We start from the raw sequence: 12,004 nt of genomic DNA on the forward strand, positions 1-12,004 counted from the left end.
CCTCGCCAGCCCGCCGCCTGCTAGACCGGGTTCTGCCGGAAGGCCAGGCGGACACCGGCCACTTCCAGTTCATCGCCATCGTTCAGCCGCACCGATGCGGGGCCATTCTCGCGCCCGTTGATTCGAGGACTGCCGCCGGCCACCGGCACCAGATAGAAACCGTCCCGGCGCCGGGTTACCGCAGCCACCTGCTTGCCCCGCACGCCTACCGTGGTGATGGCTTCTTCCAGCACCAGAGCCTCACCGGCATTGTTGCCGTTGAGTACCTCGATGCGACTTTCCTTCCCATCATCAATGGGGTCATCGGCCACTTCCGCCATGACCTGATCCACATCGGATCGGGAATCCTTAATATCATCCAGGTGGAGAATCATGGTGTCCTGAAAGCTGGGAGGGGCGCTGGGCCCGCTGAAGCGGACCTGGAAGGGGCCGATGTGAAAGGCATCGCCGTTCCGAAGGCCCACCCGGCGGATGCGACGATCCCCCAGGTAGGTGCCATTGGTGCTTTCAAGATCCTCCACACAGAAGTGATCATCCCGAATGACCACCCGGGCGTGGTGACCGCTAACCGTGGATTCATCCAGGTGAATATCGTTATCTTTCTGGCGACCGAGGGTTGCCCGTTTTTTGATTTCGAATTCGCTGTAGAGCTTGCCTCGATAGAAAACACTCAGCTTTGCCATTCTGTTCTCCCTGGGGTGTTCGGTACGAATAGGTCCTGCTTGTCGATCATGGCTGGGCCCGTTTGGATTTGAGCCACTCTCCCAGTTGCCTGGCCAGCTGTAACAAGGGAGAGCGGTCCAGGCCTTCCAGCGTCTGGCCGGCCTGGACCAGGATGACCGAGATATTGTCCCGTCCGCCCAGCTCGTTGGCGCGCTTGATCAGCTGATCGGCCCGTTCCTGCAGATCACCCCCGGCATTTTCCAGGGTGTATCGAATGCTGTGGTCATCCACCATGTCGGTGAGGCCATCCGAGCAGAGCAGGAAAATATCCCCATCCGCCACGGTTTCCTCACAAATGCTGGCTTCCACCTGCGGGCCGACACCCAGCGCACGCGTGATCACATGCCGGTTATTGGCCTGGCGGGCTTCCAGGCGGGTGTAATAGCCACGGTCCAGCAGTTCCTGGTTCAGGGAATGGTCGGTGGTGAGTTGCTTGAGCCGTCCCCGGCGCAAGCGATAGACCCGGGAATCCCCCACATGGGCCAGGGTGACGCGCCGGCCCCGGAAAAGGCAGATGGCCACCGTGGTGCCCATGCCCTGGCGGTCGGGATCTTCCTGGGCCTTTTCCAGAATGATGCGGTTGGCCTTGGCCACGGCCTCCTGTAATACCCGGTCGCCGCGTTCCATGGGGCTGGCATTACGGACAACCTGCAGGACGGTTTCCACGGCCAGTCGGCTGGCCACTTCCCCGGCGCTGTAGCCGCCCATGCCATCGGCCAGCACCATCAGGCCGGCTTCCGGGGCCATTTCAATGGCATCCTCATTGTGCGGACGCTTGCGGCCGGTGTCCGTGCGGCCGGCTGCAGCCAACTGTCCCTCGGCAGCCATACGATCCCCTGTCCGCAGTCTCTCCCCGGCCCATTATTGCAAAGGGCCGCTGCCGAGCCTGCCTGAACCACCCGGAGGGGGGTCCCCCCGAACCTCAATGGACCTGAGTATACCGGCAACACCGGGTGGCGCGGCAAGCACCCGCTTGGGCAATGATAAGATGCTTCACCGCAAACCATGATTCATTTGGATTCAATCAGGGATTGAGCTATGGCCAAGGCAAAGACCGTTTATGAATGTGAGGCCTGTGGTGCCCAGGCACCCAAGTGGTCCGGGCAGTGCATGGATTGCGGTGCCTGGAATACCTTGGTGGAGAGCCGCATCGGGGCCACGCCTCCCAAGGTCGGGGGCGGAAGCGCCGGCGGTCGCAACCGGGGCCAGTACGCCGGATCATCGGGTGTGGTGGTGAGCCTCAATGAGGTGCAAAGCAAGGAAGCCCCCCGGACCTCCACCGGCGTGGGCGAGCTGGACCGGGTGCTCGGCGGCGGTTTGGTCTCCGGTTCGGCCGTACTGATCGGCGGTGATCCGGGCATCGGGAAATCCACGCTGTTGCTCCAGGCCTGTGCCCGGCTGTCCGAAAACCGGGGCGTGTTGTATGTCACCGGGGAGGAGTCCCTGGAGCAGGTTCGTATTCGGGCCGAGCGGCTGGCCGTAGGGGAATTCCCTCTGCGCCTGGCCGCGGAGACCTGCGTGGAGCAGATCATTGCCACCGCCGAGGTGGAAAAACCCCGGGTCCTGGTGGTGGATTCCATCCAGACCATCTTTTCCGAGGGGGTGCAGTCGGCCCCCGGGGCCGTGGGCCAGTTGCGTGAATCCGCCTCCCAGCTGGTGCGTTTTGCCAAGCAGACCGGCACCGCCGTCTTTCTGGTGGGCCATGTCACCAAGGAAGGCCAGATTGCCGGGCCCCGGGTCCTGGAGCATATGGTGGATACGGTGCTGTACTTCGAAAACGACGCCGGCAGTCGTTATCGGGTAATCCGGGCGGTGAAAAACCGCTTTGGCGCCGTTAACGAGCTAGGAGTATTCGCCATGGACGAGGCCGGCCTGAAGGAAGTTCGCAACCCTTCGGCCATCTTTCTTTCGGGCCACCAGAGCGATGTCAGCGGTTCGGCGGTTATGGTGGCCCGGGAAGGCAGCCGGCCCCTGCTGGTGGAAGTCCAGGCCCTGGTGGACAGCTCCCAGACCCATAATCCTCGCCGGGTGGCGGTGGGCCTGGATCAGAACCGCCTCTCCATGCTGCTGGCGGTGATGCATCGCCATGGCGGTATTGCCATGGGGGATCAGGACGTCTTCATCAATGTGGTGGGGGGGCTGAAAGTGGAAGAAACCGCCGCCGACCTGCCCCTGCTGCTGGCCGCCTTGTCCAGTTTCCGGGACAAGCCCTTGCCCAAGGGTATGGTGGTGTTCGGCGAGATTGGCCTGTCCGGCGAGGTGCGGCCGGTCTACAACGGTGAAGAACGCTTGTATGAGGCGGCCAAGCACGGGTTCAAGCTGGCCATCGTCCCGCGCGCCAATGCCCCCCGCAAGAGCCCCGACGGCATGAAGATCATCCCCGTCCGGCGTCTGGGGGATGCCATCGACGCCATCCTTCGAGATGCCGAATAGATCTTTGACGATTACCCTCCAGAAAGGTAGATTAGCCACCGCTTCGGAAAGCGCCACTTTTGGGTGGTGCAGGGAACCCGGTGAGAATCCGGGACTGACGCGCAGCGGTATTGGGGAACGAGGATCACAGGGGGCGACCCCAGGCACTGTCCCGCACGGGATGGGAAGCCGTGATCCAAGGTCCATGTGACGATCCGTCACACTCGCCCCTAAGTCCGAATACCTGCCGAAGCGCGGCCGATTGATCGGCCGCTGACCGAGCCTTCGCGTCTAAGGTGTTCGGATCCAAGGTATCTTCCTCTGCCCCCCTGGGCGCAATAACCTTGTATCCCCGATAACGCTTCGTGAGGGCTCCATCACTTACCTGTAGTGAATGGAGACCTGAATGTTTAGATTACGACCTGCCGTTTTTTGTCTTGTTTGCCTTCCCCTTTTGGCCAGTGCCAGCGATCACGGCCTGAACCTGGACACCGTGGTGGTCCATGGTTCGTCTTTGGAAGAAACCTTGCCGACGGATCTTTCCCGCTATGGCGCCGAGTTGTGGATTCTCGACCGGGAGGTGTTGGATCGTAGCGGCGTCAGTGATGTGGGTCAGGCCTTGCAGGGCAGTGTGCCGGGTCTGTTCGTCTCTCCCCGGGCCGGGCGCGGGGATTATGCCTCTGTCTCTCTGCAGGGCTCTCGCAGTGAGGACGTGCTTTGGTTGGTGGATGGGGTTCGGATCAACAACCGTCTGTTTGGTGACACCTCTCCCCTGGACTCCATCAGCACCCACATGATCGAGCGCATTGAGGTGCTGAAAGGCGGGCAGGGCCTGTTTTATGGGACCCAGGCGGTGGCCGGCGTGGTAAATATTGTCCTGCGCAAACCCGGCCCCGAATCCGGCGGCAGTATGAGCGGGGCTGTGGGCTCCTTGGGGGATCGCCGCCTGGGCGGCCATGTTCGCGGCAGCGATGCCCTGGGGCATTGGATTGTTTTCGCCGAGCAGGATCAGTCAGAAGGCTATCAACCTTACCGGGATGAAGCCTACCAGGAGAACGCCCGGCGCCTGCCCCGGGGCTTTAACCGGACTTCCTACGGTGGCCGCTATCATCTGCCGCTGGGCCAGGACCAATCCTTGAATTTGCTCTTTCTGAGAAACGACGTGCGGGCGGACTTTCCCCGGCCCGTGGCCAATTTCGAAAGCTTCAATGACCGCTCCGAGCACATCCTGTCGTTGAAATGGGATCAGCAGTTGAGCGAGCGAACGGGCTATTTCCTCAAGGCTTATTGGCATGAATGGTGGACGGACTACACCCGACTGTCCCTCGACCAGGACGGCCAGGTGGATGTGATCAATGATCGGGATCCCTGGGGCTTTGATGACCAGGGCATCAACCTGACCGCCCGTCATATCACCGAGTCCGGCTCAGAACTGCTGGGTGGATTGGATTACCAGCGCTACCAGGGGGAGGACTTTGTACTGCGTATTGACGGCAAGGCTGAAGCCGTCGCGGCCGCCTTTGTCCAGTACCGGCCGCGATTGAGCTTTTCCCCGGACAGCCGATTGGCAGTGGGGGCGCGTTTCAACCGCTCTGATTTCGGTGGTGATCAGTCGATCTGGAACCTCAGCTTTGCCCAGCCCCTGCCCGGGCACTTGGAATTGACCGCCGGTGCCGGCAGCAACTTCCGTTTGCCTTCCGCCTTTGAGCTATTCGTGGTTGATGAAGATTTTCCCGCCGGCAACGAGGACCTGTCGCCGGAGGAAAGCCTGAATTTCAATCTCGCAGTCAGCGGGCCCTTGGGCCTGAATGCTCAATGGCAAGTCGGTGGTTTTTATCGGGAAATCCAGGACCTGATCTCGGTGGCCGACGGCATGTATATCAATAGCGAGCGATCGGTCCGGGTTCGCGGTGGTGAGGCCACCCTGACGGTGGGTGGGCAAACAGGCTGGTCGGGGGATTTAAACCTCACCTGGGCCGATGCCCGGGAGAAAGGACAATCCCAGCAGATTGACGGCATTCCGGAATGGTTTATCAATGCCCGTGTTGCCTGGAATGCGCCGCAATATGGTTGGCAGTTACAGGCCCGCCACACAGGTTCCAACACCAGCACCCTGGCGGATTTCGGTCCCCAGCAATACGGTGATTTCACGGTTCTGGATGCCAGTGCTTGGCGTGCCTTTGGTGCTCATGGCGAGCATCGGCTTACGGTTCGCCTGGAGAATCTGCTGGATCACCGCTATGCCTCGGGGGTGAGTCAGGCGATGACGCCAGACGGCGGGCCCTTTCAATACGAGACCCTGGGCCCACCCCGTAATCTTCAGCTGGCCTATGGCCGGCGGTTCTGATGGCCGGCTCGCTGAAAAAACAGCTGCTGCGATGGCTGATGCCCCTGCATCGCTATCTCGGTTTGGGGCTGAGCCTGCTCATGCTGCTGTGGTTTATCTCCGGCATCGTCATGATGTTCCATGGTTATCCCCGAATGGCGGACAGTGAACGCTTATCCGCCTTGTCGACAATGGAAACGGAGAAACTGGCGGTCCCAGTGGAAGCAGCGGCATCCCGTCTGGGGCTGGAGGCGATCGATGGTGTTCGCCTCAATCAACCCTGGGATCGCCCCAAGCTGCATGTCCTCAGTGAGCACGGTTGGCAGAGTCTCTATGCCGATTCCGGCGAGGTAGTCCCTCCACTGGACCGGGTCACCCTCGAATCCCGCCTGGATGAAGAAACGGCCTGGGTGGTCCGGGCGATTGATCGTCTGGAACGCCCCGATCAGTGGACTCTTTCCGCTGGCTTCGATGCCTTTCGTCCCCTGTGGCGGGTCAGCTTGGCGGATTCGGTGTCCACCACACTCTATTTCTCGGAAGCCACCGGGGAGCGGGTCCATCAGACCACCGGATCAGAGCGTGGCTGGGCCTATGCCGGTGCCATTGTTCACTGGATTTACCCCACGCGACTGCGGGAGATGAGTGGTTTTTGGCGGCAGCTGGTGATGTGGCTGGCCGGCCTGGGACTGCTTGCTTGCCTGAGTGGCCTGATCCTCGGACTGATGATGCTGAAACGCCGGCGCCGTAAGGGCATGAGCCCTTACCGGGGTTGGATGCAATGGCACCATTACCTGGGGCTGGCCTTTGGTGTTTTGGTGGCCACCTGGCTGCTCAGTGGCTTGCTCTCCCTGGACCCTTTCCGATGGGCCTCCGCGGATCGTGCGCCAGTCTCCATGGATGTCACCATGGGCGCGCCCATGAGTGGATCACTGGGGCAGTGGCTGGCCATTGAACCAGCGGGCGTTCCAGAGCGGCACGCATCCTCAACACGGGAGGTCAAGCTATGGCAGTTTATGGGCCGGCCGTATCTTCTCCTAAGCAATGAAAGCGGTGAGCGTGAATTGTGGTCGGCTTCCGAAAGCCCCTCTGAGATGTTTTTGTCTCGGCAGCAGATCAGAGAGGCGGCTGATGGTTTGCCGGGCATGAGTCTGCAGGGGTTTCATCGGCAAGCGGATTATGATCATTACTATTATCCTGGCCGTGCCGCGCGGGTCAGAGGGGAAAAGCCACCCTTGCCGGTTTATCGGGCCGAGTATGACAATGGGGTTCATCTCTACATTTTCCCCAAGACCGGCGAAGTCTTGCGCCAGTCCACCCCCCGCCGTCGCTTGAATCGCTGGCTGTACAACGGCCTGCATAGCCTGGACTTTCCGGTGCTTAATCCCGGGAGTATGGGCTGGTACGCATTGGTGGTTGTGTTGATGAGTGGTGGGGCCTTGTTTTCCTTGACCGGTGTCTGGTTCACGGTTCGTTACTTTAAACGCAAATAACGCAAACAAGGGGAATTTCATGACATCCCATGCCTTCAGTGAAGCCGAGCGGGCTGCGGTTTATCGCGTCATTGCCGAGCGACGGGATATGCGTCATTTCCTCCCGGATCCGGTATCGGAGGATTGTCTGGCCCGGGTGCTTTCAGCCGCCCACCAGGCCCCCAGTGTGGGCTTGATGCAGCCCTGGCGCTTCATCCGGGTGACGGACCGTGCTGTGCGGGAAGGCATCGGCGGGGTGGTGGAGGCCGAACGGCAACGCACGGCCGAGGCCTTGGGGGAGGACGGCAGTGCATTCATGCGTCTTAAAGTGGAAGGGATTCAGGAGTGCGGAGAGTTACTGGTGGTGGTATTGCCCGACAAGCGTGAGCAGCATGTCTTTGGACGGCGGACCATGCCGGAGATGGATCTGGCCTCCGCCGCCTGCGCCATTCAAAACCTTTGGCTGGCGGCCCGGGCGGAAGGTCTGGGCATGGGCTGGGTGTCGCTCTTCGAGCCCGATGCATTGGCCCGCTTGTTGGCCTTGCCGGCGGGGGCCAGTCCCATTGCCGTTCTCTGCCTGGGCCATGTAGAGGCCTTTTATGAACGACCCATGCTGGAGCAGGAAGGCTGGACACGTGCCGAGGCCTTGGAGCACTTCCTGATGGGAAACCGTTGGGATGAGAGCAAGTCCTTTTGATCATCCCCATGCCAGGGACGCATGGACCCATCCCTGGGGCTCTGTGCGCGACATCCCTGCCGCGCACAGCCCTGGCCAGTCCCACCCTGCACTCGATCCTCCAGGCTGAAAGCAGTGGAGGTGATGAGTTCGCTTGGGCTTAGTTCGAATCGCCCAGTCGTGAGGCCTGCTGCTCAGCAGGGCTGGGTGGCTTAGGCCGTGGCCTCCCCATCGTGGTCCGGCAACCGTGGCTTGATGCGGACGGTTTTCACCGCGCTGGCACTGCTCTGGACGATCTCCAGAGGATAGCCGGCCACCTTGATGCTGGTGCCGGGTTCGGGGATGGTCTCCATATGCTCCAGTACCAGGCCATTGACCGTTTTGGGGCCGTCGGTGGGAAGCTTGATGGACAGGATCCGGTTCAGCGTCCGCAGGGGCATATTGCCGTTGACCATGCAGCTGCCGTCTTCCTCCCGGATAATTCCCTTGATACGGGTGGCGGTGGGATCGGTGGTGAACTCGCCCACGATTTCCTCCAGGATATCTTCCAGGGTGACCAGGCCCTGGATATCCCCGTACTCATCCACCACCAGGCCGATACGGCGCTGGGTATTCTGGAAATTGATCAGCTGCCGGTGCAGTGACGTGTTCTCCGGGATGAAATAGGGTGGCCGAACGATATCTTCCAAGGTCTCCCGGGTCAGCTCCCCCCGGGAGGTGGAATTGAGCACTCGGCGGGAATGCAGTATTCCCACGATATTGTCGATGTTCTCCCGGAAAACCGGCAGGCGGGTGTGCTGGCTGTTGGTGAGGGCTTCCAGGATCTCGTCCCAGGGATCCGCCAAGTCGATGCCGACAATCTCATTGCGCGGCACCATGATGTCTTCCACCGTGGCCTGTTCCAGATCCAGGATGCTCACCAGCATTTTCTGGTGACGTTTGGGGATTAGACGTCCCGCCTCGGTGACCACGGTGCGCAGTTCATCCGGACTCAGGGAATCATCTTGATTCAGGCCGGGACGAATGCCAAAGGGCCGGAGCAGGGCGTTGGCAATCAGATTCACCATCCAGATGACAGGGTAGAGAATCCTGATCAGGGGCGTATAGACGTAGGCGGCTGGATAGGCCAGACGTTCCGGGTGAAGGGCTGCCAGGGTTTTCGGCGCCACTTCGGCGAAGATCAGGATAACCAGGGTCAGCAAACCGGTGGCAATGGCAATGGCCGCCTCACCCCCCAGGCGAAGGGCGATAACCGTAGAAAGTGCGGACGCTGCAATATTGACGAAGTTGTTGCACAGCAGAATCAAACCCAACAGGCGATCGGGGCGGCTCAGCAATCGTTCGGCGAATACGGCCCCGCGGTGCCCATCCTGAGCCTGGTTGCGCAGGCGATAGCGATTGAGGGTCATGAGGGCGGTTTCGGAGCCGGAAAAGAACCCGGACAGTACGATGAGAACGCCCAGCGTGCCGAATAGAGCACCTAAAGGAATGGATTCCAAAGTGTTTTCAACCTCCCCCGAGAAGTGGGTGACTATTGTCGCCGAGCGGAGGAAGCCCGGGCAAGTGGATTGGGTGAATCACCCCGGTCAACCCCAGCGTTGACCCAGGAACACTTCCAATACGATGCGGCTGCCGAAATAGGCCAGTGCCAGGAGGGCGAAGGCGGACAGGGTCCAGCGAATAGCCACCCGGCCGCGCCAGCCGAATTGCAGCCGTCCCCACAGGAGGGTGCCGAACAGCACCCAGGCGGCCAGGGATAGAACGGTCTTGTGGACCAAGTGTTGGGCGAAGAGGTTGTCGACAAAGAACAGGCCGCTGAACAGTGCCAACGTCAGGCCGGCGAAGCCCAGGGCAATCAGCTGGAACAGCAGTCGCTCGGTGATCTCCAGCGGCGGCAGGATGCGAAGCAGGCCGCCGGGATGCCGGCCACGCAAGCGGCGCTCCTGGAAACTCAGGACAATGGCCAGCACCGCAGCGATGCTCAACAGGCTATAACTGGCAATGGAGAGAAAAACATGACTGACCAGGACCGGATAGGGCTGATCAACCAGGGTGGGTAAACCTTTATCGCTCAACAGGGTGGATAGGACTGCCAGCGTACCCACCGGGAGCAGGGGAATGGCCAGGTTGAGCACTCGCTGTCGCAGGGCCGATAGCAGCATGACGCCGGTGACCACCCAGCCCACCAGGGAAATAATGTTGAGCAGGCCCAGATTCAGTCCGGCAGGGTGGACCACCACCATCCAGAGACTGACCCCATGCAGGAAGGTGCCCAGCAAGCCCACGGTGAGGGCCGTGCCCCGCATGCGGTCGGTGGCCAGGGGCGAGGCGGTTCTCCGTACCAGTCGGATGACCAATAGGAGCATGGCCAGCAGGTAGCAGACAGCGGCAGTGACGGTGATGATGGGGCCTAGCATGATGCGCCTGAATTTCCCGAGTCGGTATTTGGGCGCCGTCCATCGACGGCTGATTGCCCGATATTCTCTCAGATTACCCGGAAAAGGCGCCTGTTGGGAACCGGCGGGATGCGAAAGTCGGGTCAGGACAGGTAGAATACCCGTCTTCTTGCCTTATCCAGAGTTTACGCATGTTCAAGGGTCTTAGCGAAAGAATTGGTCATAGCCTGGACCGGGTCAAGGGTCGCGGGCGGCTTACTGAAGACAATATCAAGGACACCCTGCGGGAAGTGCGCATGGCCCTGCTGGAGGCCGATGTGGCCTTGCCGGTGGTCAAGGAGTTCATTGAGCAGGTGCGCGAGCGGGCCGTGGGCCAGGAAGTGCTCAAGAGCCTGACCCCCGGTCAGGCCCTGGTCAAGGTGGTCCATGAAGAGCTGATCCGGGTGATGGGCTCGGAGCGTGAGGCCCTGAACCTGCGGGGCCGGCCGCCGGTGGTGATCCTGCTGGCTGGCCTGCAGGGGGCGGGCAAGACCACCACCACAGCCAAGCTGGCCCGCTATCTGCAGGAAACCGAGAAGAAAAAAGTCGCCCTGGTGAGTACCGATGTTCGCCGGCCGGCCGCCATCGAACAGCTGGAAACCCTGGCCGGCGAGGTAGGCTCGAGCTTCTACCGGGCGGCGGAGGGCACCGCGCCGAAGCAGATTGCCGACCAGGCCATGGAATACGCCCGGCGTCAGCATGCCGATGTGCTAATCGTGGATACCGCCGGTCGATTGCATGTGGATGAGGACCTGATGCAGGAGGTCCGGGACATCCACGCGGCCGTGGAGCCCCTGGAAACCCTCTTCGTGGTGGACGCCATGACCGGCCAGGACGCGGTTCGCTCCGCGGAGGCTTTTGGACAGGCCCTGCCCCTGACCGGCGTGGTGCTGACCAAGGCGGATGGCGATGCCCGTGGCGGGGCGGCCCTGTCCGTACGCCATGTTACTGGTAAGCCCATCAAATTCATGGGCATGGGCGAGAAAAGCGATGCCCTGGAGGCCTTTCATCCCGATCGGGTGGCCTCCCGGATTCTGGACATGGGCGACATGCTCAGTCTGGTGGACGAGGTGGAGCGCAAGGTTGATCGCGACAAGGCCGAGAAGCTGGGCAGAAAGCTTAAGAAGGGTCGGGGCTTCAATCTGGCGGATTTTCGGGATCAGCTGGAGCAGATGCAGAGCATGGGCGGGGTCAGTGCCCTGATGGAAAAAATGCCGGGTGCCGGCAAGCTGCCGCCCGGCATGGCCAATCAGTTCGATGACGGGGTGATCCGGCGCCAGGTGGCTATCATCAATGCCATGACCAAGCAGGAACGGCGCAAGCCCGCGGTGATCAACGGCTCCCGCAAACGGCGCATTGCCCAGGGTTCCGGGGTCCAGGTTCAGGATGTGAACAAGCTCCTCAAGCAGTTCACTCAGGCGCAGAAAATGATGCGCAAGATGGGCAAGAAGGGGGGCATGAAGAAGATGATGCGGGGCATGCAGGGCAAGTTGCCGCCCGGCATGGGGGGCGGATTCCCCGGCTAGCCCGCCGGTTCCGCCCGATGCTGTCTGCCCGGGCCGGGGCGGCTTGGGTCGCTGCCCGGAGCTTGTAGCTTTCTGCCGCTTCGCGTAAAATGCCCGGTTTACCGAAGCGCCGGTCGTTGGCCGGTGCCGGAAACCTTTTGTCCGAACCGAAAGAGAGACGGCATGGTCACGATTCGTCTAGCCCGGGGTGGTATGAAAAAACGCCCCTTTTATCATCTGGTTGTTACCGACAGCCGCAATTCCCGCGATGGTCGCTTTGTGGAGCGTCTGGGCTTCTTCAACCCGGTTGCCCGGGGTAATGACGAGAAGCTGCGGGTGGATCTGGAACGCGCCGATTACTGGCTCTCCCAGGGTGCGCAGCCGTCCGAGCGGGTTGCCAAGCTGCTGAAGGTTGGCCGCAAGCAGGCGGAATCCCAGGCCGAAGCCTGAGACACCGG

At 61.3% G+C, this 12,004-nt stretch carries 10 protein-coding genes and 1 riboswitch; of the genes, 6 read left to right on the forward strand and 4 right to left on the reverse strand.

Annotated elements, in window-relative coordinates:
• Positions 1–20 precede the first annotated feature (20 nt).
• Positions 21–683: an FHA domain-containing protein gene (locus J2T60_RS01430; RefSeq protein ID WP_253444406.1), complete on the reverse strand. Its 663-nt coding sequence runs from the start codon at positions 681–683 to the stop codon at positions 21–23.
• A gap of 46 nt (positions 684–729) precedes the next feature.
• Positions 730–1,551 carry a Stp1/IreP family PP2C-type Ser/Thr phosphatase gene (locus J2T60_RS01435; protein WP_253444409.1) on the reverse strand — a complete coding sequence of 274 codons (822 nt, stop codon included), beginning with the start codon at positions 1,549–1,551 and terminating at the stop codon, positions 730–732.
• Between the two features lie 210 nt (positions 1,552–1,761).
• Between J2T60_RS01435 and radA the strand changes: the two genes are divergently transcribed.
• The 4 genes from radA (at position 1,762) to bluB (ending at position 7,627) form a co-directional block, all read left to right on the forward strand.
• Entirely contained in the window at positions 1,762–3,156 is a 1,395-nt protein-coding gene (gene radA / locus J2T60_RS01440) for a DNA repair protein RadA (protein WP_253444412.1), read from the forward strand.
• A 27-nt stretch (positions 3,157–3,183) separates the two neighbouring features.
• A riboswitch (cobalamin riboswitch) is annotated at positions 3,184–3,401 on the forward strand.
• A 140-nt stretch (positions 3,402–3,541) separates the two neighbouring features.
• Complete coding sequence (locus tag J2T60_RS01445) at positions 3,542–5,482, forward strand: TonB-dependent receptor plug domain-containing protein (protein WP_253444416.1); 1,941 nt, start codon at positions 3,542–3,544, stop codon at positions 5,480–5,482.
• Positions 5,482–6,951, forward strand: coding sequence for a PepSY domain-containing protein (locus J2T60_RS01450; RefSeq protein WP_253444418.1), 1,470 nt, complete (start codon positions 5,482–5,484; stop codon positions 6,949–6,951). Before J2T60_RS01445 ends, J2T60_RS01450 begins: the two co-directional genes overlap by 1 nt.
• 19 nt (positions 6,952–6,970) lie before the next feature.
• The gene (bluB, locus tag J2T60_RS01455; protein WP_253444420.1) at positions 6,971–7,627 is read left to right on the forward strand and encodes a 5,6-dimethylbenzimidazole synthase; all 657 of its coding nucleotides are present in this window, start codon (positions 6,971–6,973) and stop codon (positions 7,625–7,627) included.
• A gap of 191 nt (positions 7,628–7,818) precedes the next feature.
• Here bluB and J2T60_RS01460 read toward each other — a convergent pair whose 3' ends face one another.
• Both J2T60_RS01460 and J2T60_RS01465 read right to left on the reverse strand, forming a co-directional pair.
• The gene (locus J2T60_RS01460; protein WP_253444423.1) at positions 7,819–9,105 is read right to left on the reverse strand and encodes an HlyC/CorC family transporter; all 1,287 of its coding nucleotides are present in this window, start codon (positions 9,103–9,105) and stop codon (positions 7,819–7,821) included.
• Between the two features lie 87 nt (positions 9,106–9,192).
• Positions 9,193–10,023, reverse strand: coding sequence for a cytochrome C assembly family protein (locus tag J2T60_RS01465; protein ID WP_253444427.1), 831 nt, complete (start codon positions 10,021–10,023; stop codon positions 9,193–9,195).
• 170 nt (positions 10,024–10,193) lie between these two features.
• Here J2T60_RS01465 and ffh point away from each other — a divergent pair, with 170 nt between their 5' ends.
• Complete coding sequence (gene ffh, locus J2T60_RS01470) at positions 10,194–11,567, forward strand: signal recognition particle protein (protein WP_253444430.1); 1,374 nt, start codon at positions 10,194–10,196, stop codon at positions 11,565–11,567.
• Positions 11,568–11,729: 162 nt separating this feature from the next.
• Entirely contained in the window at positions 11,730–11,996 is a 267-nt protein-coding gene (gene rpsP, locus J2T60_RS01475; protein ID WP_253444433.1) for a 30S ribosomal protein S16, read from the forward strand.
• The last annotated feature ends 8 nt before the right edge of the window (positions 11,997–12,004 follow it).

The organism is Natronospira proteinivora, assembly GCF_024170465.1.
In the GTDB taxonomy this organism is placed as follows: Bacteria; Pseudomonadota; Gammaproteobacteria; order Natronospirales; family Natronospiraceae; genus Natronospira; species Natronospira proteinivora.

What these genes read in the sequence shown, in the direction of transcription:
- J2T60_RS01430 (WP_253444406.1), bottom strand. Translation starts at nt 683, where the DNA reads ATGGCAAAGCTGAGTGTTTTCTATCGAGGCAAGCTCTACAGCGAATTC.
- J2T60_RS01435 (WP_253444409.1), bottom strand. Translation starts at nt 1,551, where the DNA reads ATGGCTGCCGAGGGACAGTTGGCTGCAGCCGGCCGCACGGACACCGGC.
- radA (WP_253444412.1), top strand. Translation starts at nt 1,762, where the DNA reads ATGGCCAAGGCAAAGACCGTTTATGAATGTGAGGCCTGTGGTGCCCAG.
- J2T60_RS01445 (WP_253444416.1), top strand. Translation starts at nt 3,542, where the DNA reads ATGTTTAGATTACGACCTGCCGTTTTTTGTCTTGTTTGCCTTCCCCTT.
- J2T60_RS01450 (WP_253444418.1), top strand. Translation starts at nt 5,482, where the DNA reads ATGGCCGGCTCGCTGAAAAAACAGCTGCTGCGATGGCTGATGCCCCTG.
- bluB (WP_253444420.1), top strand. Translation starts at nt 6,971, where the DNA reads ATGACATCCCATGCCTTCAGTGAAGCCGAGCGGGCTGCGGTTTATCGC.
- J2T60_RS01465 (WP_253444427.1), bottom strand. Translation starts at nt 10,023, where the DNA reads ATGCTAGGCCCCATCATCACCGTCACTGCCGCTGTCTGCTACCTGCTG.
- ffh (WP_253444430.1), top strand. Translation starts at nt 10,194, where the DNA reads ATGTTCAAGGGTCTTAGCGAAAGAATTGGTCATAGCCTGGACCGGGTC.
- rpsP (WP_253444433.1), top strand. Translation starts at nt 11,730, where the DNA reads ATGGTCACGATTCGTCTAGCCCGGGGTGGTATGAAAAAACGCCCCTTT.